The following is a 16,382-nucleotide window of genomic DNA, read 5'->3' as shown; positions in this document are numbered from 1 at the left end:
CCGCCCAGGATCCGCCACGAGAGCGACGAGCACCCGCGAGGAGCGCACCGATGTACCCGAAGGCTCAGCTCGGCGACGGCCCGGCCGGCCAGGTCCCGTCCCAGCCGTCCTTCCCGGCGCTGGAGGCCGGCGTGCTGGCCTACTGGGAGTCCGACCGGACCTTCCAGGCCACCATCGACGCGCGCGAACCGGGGACGAACGGCAGCAACGAGTACGTCTTCTACGACGGCCCGCCGTTCGCCAACGGCCTGCCGCACTACGGCCACCTGCTGACCGGTTACGTCAAGGACATCGTGCCGCGGTACCAGACCATGCGCGGCCGCCGCGTCGAGCGCCGCTTCGGCTGGGACACCCACGGCCTGCCCGCCGAGCTGGAGGCCGAGCGGCAGCTCGGGATCACCGACAAGTCGCAGATCGACGAGATGGGCATCGCCGCGTTCAACGACGCGTGCCGCACGTCCGTGCTGCGCTACACGAACGAGTGGCGCGAGTACGTCACCCGCCAGGCCCGCTGGGTCGACTTCGAGCACGACTACAAGACGCTCGACGTCACCTTCATGGAGTCGGTGATCTGGGCGTTCAAGCAGCTGTGGGACAAGGGCCTGGTCTACGAGGGCTACCGCGTGCTGCCCTACTGCTGGCGCGACGAGACCCCGCTGTCCAACCACGAGCTGCGGATGGACGAGGACGTCTACGCCAGCCGCCAGGACCCGGCGCTGACCGTCGGGTTCCGCGCCGAGGGCAACGGCACCGACCTGGACGGCACCCACCTGCTGATCTGGACCACCACGCCGTGGACCCTGCCGTCCAACCAGGCGGTCGCGGTGCACCCGGACGTGGACTACGTCGTGGTCGAGCGGGACGGGAAGCGATTCCTGCTCGCCGAGCCGCGGCTGGCCGCCTACGCCAAGGAACTCGGCGAGGAGCCGGCGGTCGTCGCCCGCCACCGGGGCGCCGACCTGGCCGGGGTGAAGTACGCGCCGCCGTTCCCGTACTTCGTCGGCGCCGAGAACTCCCACCAGGTGCTGCTGGCCGACTTCGTCACCACCGACGACGGCACCGGCATCGTGCACATGGCCCCGGCCTACGGTGAGGACGACAAGGCCGCTTGCGACGCCGTCGGCATCACCCCGGTCACCCCGGTGGACGCGCGTGGCCGCTTCGACGCGACCGTGCCGGACTACGAGGGCCAGCAGGTGTTCGACGCCAACGCCGACATCATCAAGGATCTCAAGTACGGCACCGGTTCGGCCGCCCAGCAGGGCGCCGTGCTGCTGCGGCACGAGACCTACGAGCACACCTACCCGCACTGCTGGCGCTGCCGCAACCCGCTGATCTACCGCGCGGTGTCGTCGTGGTTCGTCAAGGTCACCGCGTTCCGGGACCGCATGGTCGAGCTGAACCAGCAGATCACCTGGTACCCCGAGCACGTCAAGGACGGCCAGTTCGGCAAGTGGCTGGAGAACGCGCGCGACTGGTCGATCTCTCGCAACCGCTACTGGGGCACGCCGATCCCGGTGTGGGTGTCGGACAACCCGGAGTACCCGCGGATCGACGTGTACGGCTCGCTGGACGAGCTGGAGCGCGACTTCGGCGTGCGGCCTGCCGACCTGCACCGCCCGCACATCGACCAGCTGACCCGGCCCAACCCCGACGATCCGACCGGCCAGTCCACCATGCGCCGGGTGCCCGAGGTGCTGGACGTGTGGTTCGACTCCGGGTCGATGCCCTACGCCCAGGTGCACTACCCGTTCGAGAACGCCGAGTGGTTCGAGCACCACTACCCGGGTGACTTCATCGTCGAGTACATCGGGCAGACGCGCGGCTGGTTCTACACGCTGCACGTGCTGGCGACGGCGCTGTTCGACCGGCCCTCGTTCCTCACCTGCGTCTCGCACGGCATCGTGCTCGGCTCCGACGGGCAGAAGATGTCGAAGTCGCTGCGCAACTACCCGGACGTCAACGAGGTGTTCGACCGGGACGGCTCGGACGCGATGCGCTGGTACCTGATGGCCAGCCCGATCCTGCGCGGCGGCAACCTGATCGTCACCGAGAAGGGCATCCGCGACGCGGTGCGCCAGGCCGTCCTGCCGCTGTGGAACTCCTACTACTTCCTCGCCCTCTACGCCAACGCCGAGGGCGTGGACGGCCAGTGGCGCACGGATTCCCCGCACGTGCTGGACCGCTACATCCTCGCCAAGACCGGCGAGCTGGTCACCGACGTGCAGTCCGCTTTGGACACCTGTGACATCGCGGGCGCGTGCGCGACCAGCCGCGACTTCCTCGAGGTGCTCACGAACTGGTACGTGCGCCGCTCGCGGGAGCGGTTCTGGGCCGGCGACAAGGACGCGATCGACACGCTGCACACGGTGCTGGAGGTGGTGTCGCGGACGATGGCGCCGCTGCTGCCGCTGACCACCGAGGTGGTGTGGCGCGGGCTGACCGGTGGCCGGTCGGTGCACCTGCAGGACTGGCCGCTGGTCGACGAGCTGCCCGCGGACGCGGCGCTGGTGACGGCCATGGACCGGGTGCGCCAGGTGTGCTCGTCGGCGCTGTCGCTGCGCAAGGCGAACAAGCTGCGGGTGCGCCTGCCGCTGGCGAAGCTGGTCATCGCGGCCGACGACGCCGAGGCGCTCGCGGACTTCACCGACATCATCGCCGACGAGGTCAACGTCAAGGCGGTCGAGCTGAGCACCGACGTCGCCGCGCACGGCCGGTTCGAGGTCGCGGTCAACGCCCGCGCCGCCGGTCCGCGCCTGGGCCGCGACGTGCAGAAGGTGATCAAGGCCGTCAAGGCGGGCGACTGGACCACCTCGCCGGGCGGCGCGGTGGTGGCCGCGGGGATCGAGCTCGCCGAGGGCGAGTACGAGCGGCGCCTGGTCGCCAAGGACGGGGGCGCGACCGCGGAGCTGCCCGGCGGCTCCGGCCTGGTGCAGCTGGACACCGCGGTGACCCCGGAACTGGCCGCCGAGGGTGTGGCGCGCGACCTGGTCCGGGTCGTGCAGCAGGCGCGCCGCGACGCCGGGCTCGACGTGGCCGACCGCATCACGCTGACCGTGGACGCGCCGGAGGACGTGGTCGCCGCGGCGACGCTCCACGAGGAGTTCATCGCGGGCGAGACGCTGGCCACCGAGGTGGCGTTCGCGCACGTTGACGGCGGGTTCGCGGGTGCGGTCGGGGACGGCGGCAAGATCACCGTGGCGGTAACGAAGGCCCCCTGATCCCCGACAGACCGGGAAACACCAACAGGGGGGATCGCCGGTGACTTGGCGCAGGTGGGTGCTGGCGGGTGGCGCGGCGGCGGTCGTCGCGATCGTCGCGGCGGCCGTGGTCGTCGTGTGGGGCGGCTCCTCCCCGGAGAAGCCCCAGGCCAGCGGCTCGGGCGCGGCGGACTCGGGCACCGTGGCGTCGGAGTTCCTGCGCGCCTTCGCCGAGGGGAACGCCGACGCCGCGGCGGCCCTGACCGACGATCCGCGCGCGGCGAGCGTCCTGCTCGCCGACGCGCGCCGTGGCCTGGCCCCGGTGTCGGTCTCGGCGCGGCTGGGCCAGGTCACGCCGGGCGCCACCCGGGCCACCGCGGCGTTCCAGGTCGGCTGGACGATCGCGGCCGGGCAGGTGTGGTCCTACGACAACACCCTCGACCTGGTCGCCGCCGACGGCCGCTGGCTGGTGCACTGGAGCCCGGCGGTGGTGCACCCGAAGCTGCGTGCCGGGCAGCAGCTGGCGGTGCGCACGCGGGCGGGCAAGGTCGCGGTGGCCGACCGCAACGGCCGTCCGGTCCTGACCTGGCAGGCGGCGGGGACGCGGGCGGCCGAGCCGGGCGCGGCGCCGCTGCTACCCGCGTTGCAGCGGACGGTGGCCGAACGGTCGCAGGGCGGCTGGTCGGTGGTCAGCACGGACCTCGAGGGCGTGGTGCAGGAGACCCTGTTCGGCCAGGGCGACGTCGAGGTGCCGCCGCTGACCACGACGCTGAGCCTGCCCGCGCAGGCGGCGGCGCAGCGGGCGGTGGACTCGGCGGCGAGCCCGGCGATGCTGGTGGCGATCCAGCCCTCCACCGGCGACCTGCTCGCGGTGGCGCAGAACGCGGCGGCCGGGACCGAGCCGAAGGCGCTGAACGGCCTGTACGCGCCGGGGTCGACGTTCAAGATCGCCACGGCGGCGGCGCTGCTGGAGTCGGGCACGGCCACCGCCGACACGGTCGCCGACTGCCCGGCCACCGCGCGGATCGGGCAGCGCACGATCCCCAACGACGATGAGTTCTCCTTCCCGCCGCTGCCGCTGCACTCGGCGTTCGCGCACTCGTGCAACACCACGTTCGCCCAGCTGGCCTCGACGTTGCCGGCCGACGCGCTGGCCGAGGCGGCGAGCGGGTTCGGCCTCAACGCCGACTTCACCATCCCGGGCATCACCACCGAGGCCGGCAAGGTGGTCCCCGGCACGAGCGGGGCCGAGCAGGTCGAGTCGGCGATCGGGCAGGGCACCGTGCAGGCCAGCCCGTTCGGCCTGGCGCTGATGGCGGCGACCGTCGCGCGCGGCGACGAGGTGACGCCGCGGCTGTGGCAGGAGCTGGAGACCGTGGTGAACACCGGCTACCGGGCGCCGTCGCGGGAGGTGATCGCCGCGCTGCGCACGATGATGCGGGAGGTGGTCACCGGCGGCACCGCGACCGGGCTGCGCGGCAACGGCGCCGTGTACGGCAAGACGGGCACGGCGCAGTTCGGCGACGGCAGCCGCTCCAACGGGTGGTTCGCCGGGTACCGCGACGACGTGGCGTTCGCGGTGCTGCTGCTCGGGTCGGACTCGTCGAAGCCGGCGGTAACCGTGTCCTCGGTGTTCCTGGGGGCGCTGGGCTGACGTTTCGGCCCCGGCCGATGCCTTCGGTGGCTACGGTGGTCGGCGTGGAGACGATCGCGCTGGCCGAGGTGGCCGCGGTGCTCGCCGACCCGAGCCGGGCGGCGATGTGCCTGGCCCTGCTCGACGGGCGCGCGTGGACCGTGGGGGAGCTGGCCCGCTCGGCGGGGATCGCCCCGTCGACGGCGAGCGAGCACGTCGCGCGGCTGGTGGAGGCGGGGTTCGTCGCGGGGGTGAAGCAGGGGCGGCACCGGTACGTGCGGATCGCCGACCCGCGGGTGGCCGAGCTGATCGAGCACCTGGCACAGCACGCCGAGCACCGGTCGACCACGGGCCTGCGCGAGTCGCTTCGCGTCCGGCGGCTGGCGTTCGCGCGCACCTGCTACGACCACCTGGCCGGGACGGCCGGCGTGGCCCTGCGGGACGGCATGATCCGGACCGGGCTGATCACCGAGCGCGCGGGGCTGGCGCTGACCGCGCGCGGCCGGGCGGTGCTGGGCGAGCTGGGGGTGGCGATCCCCGCGGGGCGGCGCCCGTTGCTGCGGGCGTGCCTGGACTGGACCGAACGCCGCGACCACCTGGGCGGCTCGCTCCCGGCGGCGCTGTTCGCGCACGGGGTCGAGCACGGCTGGTTCGAGCGGCGCCCGGACCGGGCGGTCCGGGTGTTGCCGGCGGCGGAGGAGCCGCTGGCGCGCCTGGGGGTGGAGTTGCCGGCCGAGCGCCCGGCAACCGCCTGATCCGCGGCTGGCGGTGTTGTTCGGGCATAGGTCGAGCGGGATTGGTTCGGGCGGCGTGCGGTCCGGGCTGTTCGGGTGTTGCCGGCTGCGGTGGGGCCGCTGGCGTGTCTGGGGGGTGGAGTTGCCGGCCGAGCGCCCCGGGGACCGCCTGATCCGCGGCTGGTCGTGTTGTTCGGGCATGGGTCGAGCGGGGTTGGTTCGGGCGGCGGGCGGTCCGGGTGCGGTGGAGCCGCTGGGGCGCCGGGGGTGGAGTCGCCGGCCGGGCGCGGGAACCGCGTGAGCTCGCTCCCGGCGGCGCTGTTCGCGCACGGGGCCGAGCAGGGCTGGTTCGAGCATCACCCGAACCGGGCGGTCCGGGTGTTGCCGGCGGCGGGGGAGCCGCTGGCGCGCCTGGGGGTGGAGTTGCCGGCCGAGCGCCCGGGGAACCGCCTGCTCCGCGGCCGGGGCGGTCCCCTCGACCCGGCACTCCTCGTCACCGGGCGCGTACCTGCCGTCGGCGGCGCGATCTCCTTGCCGGGCAACGGGAACGGCTCGGCGAGCCGCCGGGGGACCCACCGGGGCGCGGCGGGGCCCCTGCCCTCCTTATCCTGAGACCCGGAGAAACCGGGCAGGGGAGGTGCGGGTGGGCGAGCTGCCGGTCGTGCTGGGGCTGGGCGCGGCCGTCCTGCTGGCCGCCGTTCTCGCGGTCCGCTTCTCCACCCGGCTGGGCCTGCCGTCGCTGCTGCTGTACCTCGCGATCGGCGTGCTGCTCGGCGAAGCCGGGTTCGGCATCCAGTTCTCCGACCCGTTCCTCACCCAGGCGCTGGGCCTGGCCGCCCTGGTCATGATCCTCACCGAGGGCGGCCTGACGACCCGCTGGTCGGCGGTGAAACCCGCGCTGCGCCAGGGAGTGGCACTGTCCACTGTGGCGGTCGGGCTGAGCATCGCGATCACCGGGCCCGCCCTGCACTGGCTGCTCGGCCTGGACTGGCGGACCGCCCTGCTGTGGGGCGCGGTGCTGGCCCCCACCGACTCGGCCGCGGTGTTCTCCGTGCTGCGCAGCGCCGGCCTGCCGAAGCGGCTGGTGGGCACCCTCGAGCTGGAGTCCGGTATCAACGACGCCCCGGCCTACATCGCCGTCGTCGTGCTGGCCCAGGGCACCCTGGTGGACTGGTCGCTGCCGCTGCTCGTGGTCTACGAACTGGCCGCCGGCCTGGCGCTGGGCCTGGTGCTCGGCTTCGCCGGGGTCTGGGCGCTGCGGCGCGCGGCGCTGCCCGCCACCGGTCTCTATCCACTCGCGACGGTCGCGGTGTGCGTGGTGGCCTACTCGTCCGGACAGCTGCTGCACGCGTCCGGGCTGCTGGCCACCTACGTGGCGGCGGTGGTGCTGGGCAACGCCCGGCTGCCGCACCGGTCGGACACGGTGTCGTTCGCCGAGGGGCTGGGCTGGCTCGCCCAGATCGGGCTGTTCGTGCTGCTGGGCCTGTTCGCCTCGCCCGAGCGGCTGATGGAGTCGGTCGTGCCCGGCCTGATCGCCGCCGCCGTCCTGCTGCTGCTCGCGCGCCCGCTGTCGGTGCTCGTCACCCAGCTGCCGTTCCGCGTTCCGCTGCGCGAGCAGGTGTTCCTGTCCTGGGCGGGGCTGCGTGGCGCGGTGCCGATCGTGCTGGCGATGATCCCGCTGGCCGAGCAGATGCCGGGGGCGCAGCGGCTCGTCGACGCCGTGTTCGTGCTCGTGATCGTGCTCACCCTCGTCCAGGGCGTCACGCTCGGCCGCCTTGCGCGGATCCTGCGGCTGCCCGCGGAGGCGGAGCCGCAGGAGGTCCAGGTCGACGCCGCGCCCCTGGACGAGCTGCAGGCCGAGCTGCTCCAGGTCAGGATCCAGCCCGGCTCCCGCCTGCACGGCGTGTACCTGTCGGAGCTGCGGCTGCCGGCCGGGGCGTCGCTGAGCCTGATCGTCCGCGACGGCCGCAGCTTCACCCCGCAGCGCACCGACCGGCTGCAGCGCGGGGACCAGATCCTGATCGTGAGCACCGAGTCCGCGCGGGAGGCGGCCGAGCGGCGCATCCGCGCGGTGGACCGGGCCGGGCCGCTGGCCCGCTGGAAGGGCGAGTCCGGCACGTGAGACCCGCTGGCGCGCGCCGGGGGCGATCGGTTACTGTGTCCGCGTAGGTCATGAGTGCCAGCGCCAAGCCCCGGCTCGCTGGCCGGCAACCCTCCTTCCGCGGTGGGGTGCCCCGGGTGAGGACCTGGCTCGTCGCGAGGTGCGGCGGGCAAGCGCGGACCCCCTTGCGGGTCCCTGGACCCGAGGAGCCTTTCCGATGACTCTCGCTCTCGAACGCGTCACCACCCCCGCCGTCACCGCCGCCGCGGCCGTTCCGCTGGTCACCGGCGGGGAGCTGGACTACGCCAACCTCGACCACGCGGCCAGCGCCCCGTGCCTGGAGTCGGTGCGGCGCGCGGTGGACGAGTTCCTGCCGCACTACGCCAGCGTGCACCGCGGCGCCGGGTTCGCCTCGCAGGTGTCCACAAAGGTCTACGAGCGCACCCGGGACGTGCTGCGCCGGTTCGTCGGCGCGCGGTCCTCCGACGCGGTCGTGTTCACCCGCAACACCACCGACGCGCTGAACCTGCTGGCCCGCAGCCTGCCGCGGCACACGTCGGTGGTGCTGTTCGACACCGAGCACCACGCGGCGCTGCTGCCGTGGCGCGGCCCGAACGTGCGCCGGATCCCGCTGCCGAACACCCGGCTGGCCGCGGTGTCCGCTGTGGACAGTGCGCTGGCGGAGTGTCCGGAGGGGCCGCGGCTGGTGGTCGTGACCGGCGCGTCGAACGTGACCGGCGAGCTGCTGCCGGTGGCCGAGATCGCGGCGGTGGCCCGGCGGCACGGCGCGCGCATCGCGCTGGACGGCGCGCAGCTGGCCCCGCACCGGCCGATCTCGGTGCGCGAGCTGGACGTGGACTACGTGGTGCTGTCCGGGCACAAGCTGTACGCGCCGTTCGGGGCGGGCGCGCTGATCGGGCGGGGCGACTGGCTGCGCGCGGCGGACCCGTACCTGGCCGGCGGCGGCGCGACGAAGTCCGTGCGCCGCGACGGCGACGGGCTCGGGGTGGCGTGGCAGAGCGGGGTGGAGCGGCATGAGGCCGGTTCGCCCAACACCGTCGGGGTGTACGCGCTGGGCGTGGCGTGCGAGCAGCTGGCCGGGTCGTGGGACGCGGTGGTGGCGCACGAGCGGGAGCTGCTGGAGCGGCTGACGCGGGGGCTCGCGGCGGTGCCGGGGCTGGCGGAGCTGCGGCTGTTCGACGGCGCGGCCGAGCGGGTCGGCACGGTGAGCTTCGTGCTCGACGGGTTCGAGCCGGGCTGGGTGGCGGCGGTCCTCTCGGCCGAGTACGGCATCGGCGTGCGCGACGGGGCGTTCTGCGCGCACATCGCCGTGCGACGGCTGGTGGAGCGCACCGGCGGGGAGGGGCAGCAGGCGCTGCGGGTGAGCCTCGGGCTGGGCACCACGGCCGAGCACGTCGACCGCCTGGTGACCGCGCTGAGGCAGATCATCGCCCGGGGCGCCCGGTGGACCTACGGCGTGGTGGACGGCCGGTGGGCGCCGTGCCCGGACCCGCGGCCGCTGCCGGGTTTCCTGGCCTGACCGGGGTTCGCGACCGGGCCGCGGGTGGGTTGCCCGGTGTGAGCTGCACTGTGCGGCAGGGTGGCGAGCCGGCTCGGGCTGTTGGCGGGCCGGTGGCCTCGCGGTGCGGGGTGGGCGATTGGGTCTCGCGCGGCTGGCGGGGGTGCGTCTTGGGCGAGCCGGGCCGGCTGGTGGTGCGCGGTGGGGTGGTGAGTCGGCCCGGGGCTTGGCGGCCCTGCCCCGCGGTGCGGGACTGGCGGCTTTTCCGGGCCTGGCCCCCGGGGCGCGGGGGCCCGCGATCGGGCCTCGCACCCATGCGGGGTTTCCGGCCGTGGGCGCCGGCTGGCTGCTGTGCGGTAACTGATCCGCGCGCGTGCTGGGGCGCATTGCCCGGCCCCGCGGCCGCTGCCCTGGCTTGAGCGGCCCCGCGGGGCGGGGCGGCAATCGGGCCGCGCGGCCGGCGGCTTTCCGGCCTGCGACCCCGCGGCGCGGGGCAGGTAATCAGATCGCGTGCCGCGAACGGGTTCCGGCCCGCGGGCCGGGCCGGCTGCGGCGGCCCCGGCCAAGGTGCGCGAGCCCGGCGGTCCCGCTCCGGCCGCTTCCTGCCCGTTTCCTGGCCTGAACCAGGACCGAACCGGCAGGCGTGGACAATGGCTTGGTGAGCAGTGACCCCCAGCCCTCCCCGAACCCGGACACCGTGCCGGACGAGCAGCCGGCGTCCCCGCCCCCGCGGCGTGCCCTGCTGCTGGCCGTGATCGCGATCGTCGTGTTCGCGGCGGACGTCCTGACCAAGTCGGTCGTCGTGGCGACCCTGGAGGGGCACGAGCCGGTCCGGGTGCTCGGCGGGCTCGTCTACCTGCAGCTCATCCGCAACCCCTTCGCCGCCTTCGGCATGGGCGTCACGGGCATGACCTGGGTGTTCGCGATCGTCGCGTTCGGGGTGGTCGTCGCGCTGATCTGGTTCGCCAAGCGGCTGCGCTCGGTCGGCTGGGCGATCGGGCTCGGGCTCATCCTCGCCGGCGCGCTCGGCAACCTGGCCGACCGCGTCTTCCGCGCGCCCGGCGTCCTGCGCGGCCACGTCGTCGACTTCGTGTCGCTGTTCGCGCCCAACGGCGACGTGTGGCCGGTCTTCAACGTGGCCGACTCGGCGATCTGCGTCGGCGGCGTGCTGATCGTGCTGCTGTCCCTGCTCGGCCGCGAGTACGACGGCACCGTCAAGAGGGCCAAGCGTTGAGCGCCCGGATGCTGCCCGTCCCGGACGGGCTCGACGGCATGCGCGTGGACGCGGGCCTGGCGAAGCTGCTCGGCTTGTCCCGCACGGTCGTCGCGGAGCTGGCCGAGTCCGGCGACGTCCTGCTCGACGGCCGTCCCGCGGGCAAGTCCGACCGCCTCTCCGCCGGGGTGCTGCTCGAGGTGACCCTGCCCGACCCGGACAACCCGGTCGAGGTGATCGCCGAACCGGTCGAGGGCCTGCGCATCCTCCACGACGACGACGACATCGTGGTCGTGTCCAAGCCGGTCGGCGTCGCCGCGCACCCCAGCCCCGGCTGGACCGGGCCCACCGTCATCGGCGGGCTCGCCGCCGCCGGGTTGCGCATCTCCACCTCGGGCGCGGCCGAGCGCCAGGGGGTCGTGCACCGCCTCGACGCCGGCACCACCGGCGTGATGGTCGTGGCCAAGAGCGAGCACGCCTACACCGTGCTCAAGCGCGCGTTCAAGGAACGCACCGTCGACAAGGGCTACCACGCCGTCGTGCAGGGCCACCCGGACCCGACGCGCGGCACGATCGACGCGCCGATCGACCGGCACCCCCGGCACGACTACAAGTTCGCCGTCGTCGCCGGGGGCCGCCCGTCGGTCACCCACTACGAGGTGATCGAGGCGTTCCGCGCGGCGTCCCTGGTGGACGTCAAGCTGGAGACCGGCCGCACCCACCAGATCCGGGTGCACTTCTCGGCGCTGCGGCACCCGTGCGCCGGCGACCTGACCTACGGCGCGGACCCGGTGCTGGCCCGCAAGCTCGGCCTGACCCGGCAGTGGCTGCACGCCCGCACCCTCGGCTTCGCCCACCCCGCCGACGGCCGCTGGGTCCAGTTCGAGGCGCCCTACCCGGAGGACCTGTCGCACGCGCTGGACGTGCTGCGCGCGGAGAGCTGAGCGTCACGCGACCGCGGTGCCCTCGAGCTCGACCACCAGGCCGCGCACCGCGCTGTGTGAGATCGACGCGCTCCCGGAAAGCCACCGGGACGTCGCCGCGGGGGGCCCAGCGGTTGCTCGTCGCCCCGGAAACCGACCTCCTCGCGAGCCGCGTGGCCGAGGTCCGGCCCGCGGTGTTCGCCGGGCACCGGCTGCGCATCCACTACGCGTCCGCGGGCCAGGCCCCGCGGTGGCGGACGGTGGACCCGATCGGCCTGGTCACCGTCCGCGGCCAGGGTTGTCTGCTGACCACGAGGTCCGGCGTGGACCGCACCTACCGGCTGTCCCGGATCCTGGCAGCCGTGGAACTCGCCGAACCCGCGCGGCGGCCGGACCGGGACGACCTGGATCGCGCGTGGCGGGAACGCGGCACGCGGTTTCCGGACCGGCGCCGACCAGGTCACCGTGGTGGCCCGACAGGTCCGCGGCCGGACCCGCCGCGAGCCCGGCCGGATCGCGGTGCCGGCCCGGTCCACTCCGGCGACGACAGCTCGACCAGCGCTTGTGGCTCCCCGGGCGGCGGTTGTCCTAGTCCTCGAGCGACCAGGTGAGGGAGCGGTCGTCCGGCTCCGGGCGCGGGCTCCAGCGCACCGCCACCACCCGGGTGGACTCGGGCAGCACGTAGACCGTGTGGCCGCCCGCCGTCTCACCGGGCTGGACCCCGATCTTGTGCGGCGGCCGGGACGTCAGCGACACCGGCGCCTTCGCCACCGGCGTGCCGTCCTCGGTGAGCAGCTCGAGGTAGTTGTCCGGCAGCGACACGAACGGGATCGGCCCCTTGTTGGTGACCTCGGTGTGCACCACGACCGCCCGCTCACCCGGTTCGAGCCGGTACCCGGCCGCGCCGAACAGGTAGTCCGCCGGGTCCTGCACCTCGAGCAGCTGCACGGTGAGCTGCTCGCCCTCGAGGCCCTGCCCGGCGAGGCTGTCGCCGATCTTGCCGGTGCGCGGGCCCGCTGGTGGCGCGGGCCGCTGGTCGCCCCGGGCCCAGGACGCCGTCTGCGGCGGGCCCCACGTGCTGATCACCGGGTCCAGCGGCGCGGGATACGGCCCGGACACGACACCGGCGACCTGGTACGGCCCCGAGCCCCCGGCGGGCGGCGCCGGGACCTGGTACGGGCCGGAGGGCACGCCGCCCGGCGGGCGAGCGCCGCCGGGGCCGTTCTGCGGCGGGACCCCCGCGCCGGAACCGCCGGGCCGGGCGGGCGGCGGGTACCCGGGCGCGGACGGCGGCGGGAAGCCGGCCGACGGCACGGGGCCGGACTGCGGGTGCGACGGCCCGGCCGGCACGGCCCCGGAGGGCGCGCCCGGCGCCGGGTAGCCGGGGGTCGGAACCTGGTACGGCGCGAGGGGAGGGCCGTGCGCCGGGCGCGGCGTCTGCGGCGCGGCGGGGAACGCCCCGGCGAGCGCCGCGCGCAGGCCCTGCGGGTCGCTCTCCACGCCGACCAGCAGCGGCAGCCCGCTGCCGGACAGGGCGACCAGGCGGTAGGCGGCCTCCCGCGGGTCCATGCCCACGCGGGCCGCGAGTTCGTGCACGGCCACCTTGCCCAGCTCGGCCAGTGCGGCGAGCAGGCGGGCATCAGCGGGATCGGTCACGGCCACAGCGGGAAACGCTACCCGCTGGCCGGTCCGGCCTCCTCGTTCACCCCGGCGCGACCCCCGGAGGTTCTAGGCTGGCGGCACGCGCACCCCGACGACACTGGGATGGATGGATGACCGAGGTCGTGAAGCTCGCCGACGAGTTCGTGGAAGCCCTGTTCGACGCGGAGCCGCTGTGGCCCGCGGTGCTGGGGCTGGAGTCCGAGAGGACCGGGCTCGGCGATCTCAGTGCCGAGGCCGAGGCCGCCCACCGCGACCGGCTCGCGGAGTTCGTCCGGCGCGCCGAGGCGATCGACCCGGCCGGGCTGAGCGCGGAGGACCGGGTGACCCGGGACGTGCTGCTGAGCCAGGCCCGCGGCAACCTGGACCGGCTGGACACCCACCTAGTCGAGTTCACGATCAGCGACATCTTCATCGCCCCCGCGGTCGGCCTGCTGACCATCCTGCCGATGATCGGCGTGCCGGACGACGAGCAAGGCCGTCGCCACCTCGACCGGCTCGCCGCGATCCCCCGGTACCTGGAGCAGGCCGCCGACCGGCACCGCGCGGGCATCGCCGCCGGGCGGGTCCCGGTCGAGCACCTGGTGCGCGCCGCGATCGCGCACCTGGACCGCTACCTGGCCGCGCCGGACGCCGACCCGCTGCTGCGGCAGCCCGCGCCGAGTGAGGAGTTCGCCGCCGCGCGCGAACGGGTGCTGGCCGAGGTCGTGCGGCCCGCGTTCGCCGCCTACCGGGACGCCCTCGCCACCGACATCGCGCCGCACGGGCGCCCGCCGGAGAAGCCCGGCGTGTGCTGGCTGCCCGACGGCGAGCGCGTCTACGCCTCCCTGGCGCGCACGCACACCACTACCGACCGCACCCCGGACGAGCTGCACGAAACCGGCCTGCGCATCATCGGCGAGCTGGCCGGCGAGTACCGCGAGATCGGCTCCCGCGTGTTCGGCACCGACGACCTGGCCGAGATCTTCCGGCGGCTGCGGACCGATCCGCAGCTGCGCTGGCGCAGTGCGGAGGAGCTGCTCGACACCGCGCGGTCGGCGATCAGCCGCGCGGAAGAGGCCGCGCCGCGCTGGTTCGGCCGGATCCCGCCGCACCCGTGGGTGGTGGAGCCGGTGCCCGCGGCCGAAGCACCCGGCGGGCCGGCGGCGTTCTACCTGCAGCCCGCGGTCGACGGCTCGCGGCCGGGCATCTACTTCGCCAACACCCACGAGGTGACCGAGCGGTTCCGGCACGCTGCCGAGGTGATGGCGTTCCACGAGGCCATTCCCGGCCACCACTTCCAGCTCTCCACGGCGCTGACGCTCACGGACCTGCCGTTGCTGCGCCGGATCGGGGACTTCAACGCCTACGCCGAGGGCTGGGGCCTCTACAGCGAGCGGCTGGCCGCCGAGATGGGCCTGTACTCCGACAACGTCGCGCTGCTCGGGATGCTCACCATGGACTCGATGCGCGCCGGGCGCCTGGTGGTGGACACCGGTCTGCACGCCAAGGGCTGGTCCCGCCGGCAGGCCGTGGACTACCTGCGCGAGCACACCCCGATGCCGCAGGTGGAGATCGAGTCCGAAGTGGACCGCTACATCGCCTACCCGGGCCAGGCGCTGTCCTACATGGTGGGGCGGCTGGAGATCCAGCGCGTGCGGGCGCGGGCCGAGCAGGCGCTGGGGGAGCGGTTCGACATCCGCGCCTTCCACGACCTGGTCCTCGGCGGCGGTGCGCTGCCGCTGTCGGTGCTGGCGGGCGTCGTCGACGAGTGGATCGCGCGGGCATGAGCGAGGTGGACGCGCTCGCCGACGAGCTCACCGGCCGGTTGTTCGAGGCCGATCCGCTGCGCCCGTCGGTGCTCGGCCTGCCTGGCGACCACGACCGGTTGCCCGACCTGTCCGCGGCGGCGCAGGCCCGGCACCGGGCGGCCTGCCTGGACATCGCCGCCCGCGCCGAAGCCGCCACTCCGCAGGGTCCGGTGGAGCCGGTGACCCGCGACGTCGTGGTCCAGCAGGCCCGGGCCTCGGTCGACGTGCTGGACGCGCGGCTGCCCGAGTTCGCCGTCAGCGACGCCTTCACCGGCCCGGTGCAGCTGCTGCTGATGACGCTGCCGATGATCGAGCTGACCGACGAGACCCGGGCGCGGGGCTTCCTCGCCCGGCTCGCCGCGTTCCCGTCCTTCGTGGACCAGGTGGTGGAGCGGCAGTCCGGCGACCTGGTCCCGCCGGACTTCCTGGTGGACGCGGCGATCGGCTACTTCGACCGGATGCTCGCCGCGCCGGAGCTCGCGTCGCTGCGGCTGGACGTCGGGTCGGAGACACTGGCCGCCGAGCGGGACGCGCTGCTGGCCGGCTTCGTGCGGCCCGCGCTGACCCGCTACCGCGAGTTCCTCGCCGGGGAGCTACGGCCGCGAGCGCGGCCCGCCGAAGAGGCCGGGCTGTGCTGGCAGCCCGGCGGCCTGCTGCGCTACGCCGGGCTGATCCGCGCGCACACCACCACCGAGCGCACCGCGCAGGAGCTGCACGACATCGGCCTGGCGCTGATCGCCGACCTGACCGGGGAGTTCCGCACGATCGGCCGCCGGGTGTTCGGGACGGGTGAGCCGGCCGAGATCTTCCGGCGCCTGCGCACCGATCCCGCGCTGCGGTGGGGCAGCGGCGAGGAGCTGCTGGCCGCCGCGCGCGCCGCGATCGAGCGGGCGGAGACCGAGGCGCCCCGGTGGTTCAAGACGATCCCGTCCGCGCGGTGCGAGGTGCGCCCGGTGCCCGAGAGCGACGCCGACGCCGGCACCATCGCCTACTACGTCGAACCGGCGCTGGACGGCTCCCGGCCGGGGATCTACTACGCCAACACCTTCCACGCCGGGGAGCGGTTCCGGCACGTCAGCGAGGCGATCGCCTACCACGAGGCAGTCCCTGGCCACCACTTCCAGCTGTCGCTGGCGCTCGGGCTGGACCTGCCGTTGCTGCGCCGCGTCGCCGACGTCACCGCCTACACCGAGGGCTGGGGCCTCTACGCCGAGCGGCTGGCCGAGGAGATGGGCCTCTACACCGGCGACGTGGCCAGGCTCGGGATGCTGACCCAGGACGCGATGCGCGCCGCGCGGCTGGTCGTCGACACCGGTCTGCACGCGCTGGGCTGGTCCCGGCAGCGGGCGGTGGACTACCTGCGCGAGAACACGCCGATGGCGCCGCTGGAGATCGAGGAGGAGATCGACCGCTACGCGGGCTGCCCGGGCCAGGCGCTGTCCTACATGACGGGACGGCTGGAGATCGACCGGATCCGCGCGGGTGCGGAGCGGACGCTGGGGGAGCGGTTCGACATCCGCGAGTTCCACGACGTCGTGCTGGGACACGGCATTCTCCCGCTGCCGGTCCTCGACCGGGTGGTTTCGCACTGGATTACCAGCCGGTAGTCT

The 16,382-nt window shown here is 74.5% G+C and carries 11 protein-coding genes and 1 riboswitch; of the genes, 10 read left to right on the top strand and 1 reads right to left on the bottom strand.

Translation table 11 applies throughout. From position 1 onward, the window contains the following. Positions 1–50 precede the first annotated feature (50 nt). The 8 genes from ileS to IE290_RS09175 all read left to right on the top strand — a co-directional run bounded on the left by ileS (position 51) and on the right by IE290_RS09175 (position 11,934). Positions 51–3,221, top strand: a complete 3,171-nt coding sequence (ileS, locus tag IE290_RS09210; RefSeq protein ID WP_191244132.1) for an isoleucine--tRNA ligase — start codon at positions 51–53, stop codon at positions 3,219–3,221. Between the two features lie 58 nt (positions 3,222–3,279). Continuing rightward, complete coding sequence (locus IE290_RS09205) at positions 3,280–4,854, top strand: penicillin-binding transpeptidase domain-containing protein (protein ID WP_191245092.1); 1,575 nt, start codon at positions 3,280–3,282, stop codon at positions 4,852–4,854. A gap of 44 nt (positions 4,855–4,898) precedes the next feature. Further along, positions 4,899–5,588 carry an ArsR/SmtB family transcription factor gene (locus tag IE290_RS09200; protein ID WP_191244131.1) on the top strand — a complete coding sequence of 230 codons (690 nt, stop codon included), beginning with the start codon at positions 4,899–4,901 and terminating at the stop codon, positions 5,586–5,588. 622 nt (positions 5,589–6,210) lie between these two features. Then, the gene (locus tag IE290_RS09195) at positions 6,211–7,689 is read left to right on the top strand and encodes a potassium/proton antiporter (protein ID WP_191244130.1); all 1,479 of its coding nucleotides are present in this window, start codon (positions 6,211–6,213) and stop codon (positions 7,687–7,689) included. A gap of 46 nt (positions 7,690–7,735) precedes the next feature. Beyond that, positions 7,736–7,850: riboswitch (SAM riboswitch) on the top strand. A gap of 35 nt (positions 7,851–7,885) precedes the next feature. Continuing rightward, on the top strand, positions 7,886–9,208 hold the full coding sequence (locus IE290_RS09190) for an aminotransferase class V-fold PLP-dependent enzyme (protein WP_191244129.1): 1,323 nt from the start codon (positions 7,886–7,888) through the stop codon (positions 9,206–9,208). A 637-nt stretch (positions 9,209–9,845) separates the two neighbouring features. Continuing rightward, entirely contained in the window at positions 9,846–10,421 is a 576-nt protein-coding gene (gene lspA, locus IE290_RS09185) for a signal peptidase II (RefSeq protein ID WP_229874351.1), read from the top strand. 8 nt (positions 10,422–10,429) lie between these two features. After that, positions 10,430–11,344, top strand: coding sequence for an RluA family pseudouridine synthase (locus tag IE290_RS09180; RefSeq protein ID WP_229874350.1), 915 nt, complete (start codon positions 10,430–10,432; stop codon positions 11,342–11,344). 113 nt (positions 11,345–11,457) lie between these two features. Then, a complete protein-coding gene (locus tag IE290_RS09175) occupies positions 11,458–11,934 on the top strand; it encodes a WYL domain-containing protein (RefSeq protein WP_505606743.1) in 477 nt (158 codons plus the stop codon). Here IE290_RS09175 and IE290_RS09170 read toward each other — a convergent pair. Then, a complete protein-coding gene (locus IE290_RS09170; RefSeq protein WP_191244127.1) occupies positions 11,912–12,985 on the bottom strand; it encodes an AsnC family protein in 1,074 nt (357 codons plus the stop codon). The genes IE290_RS09175 and IE290_RS09170 overlap by 23 nt on opposite strands. A 110-nt stretch (positions 12,986–13,095) precedes the next feature. Between IE290_RS09170 and IE290_RS09165 the strand changes: the two genes are divergently transcribed. Together IE290_RS09165 and IE290_RS09160 are read left to right on the top strand one after the other, a co-directional pair. Beyond that, on the top strand, positions 13,096–14,751 hold the full coding sequence (locus tag IE290_RS09165) for a DUF885 domain-containing protein (RefSeq protein WP_191244126.1): 1,656 nt from the start codon (positions 13,096–13,098) through the stop codon (positions 14,749–14,751). Then, entirely contained in the window at positions 14,748–16,379 is a 1,632-nt protein-coding gene (locus IE290_RS09160) for a DUF885 domain-containing protein (RefSeq protein ID WP_191244125.1), read from the top strand. Before IE290_RS09165 ends, IE290_RS09160 begins: the two co-directional genes overlap by 4 nt. Positions 16,380–16,382: the final 3 nt, after the last annotated feature.

Source organism: Amycolatopsis deserti (assembly GCF_014653945.1).
GTDB lineage: Bacteria > Actinomycetota > Actinomycetes > Mycobacteriales > Pseudonocardiaceae > Amycolatopsis_E > Amycolatopsis_E deserti.
The sequence above is the reverse complement of the archived record's forward strand: the minus strand, read 5'-3'. Positions and strand labels throughout refer to the sequence as shown.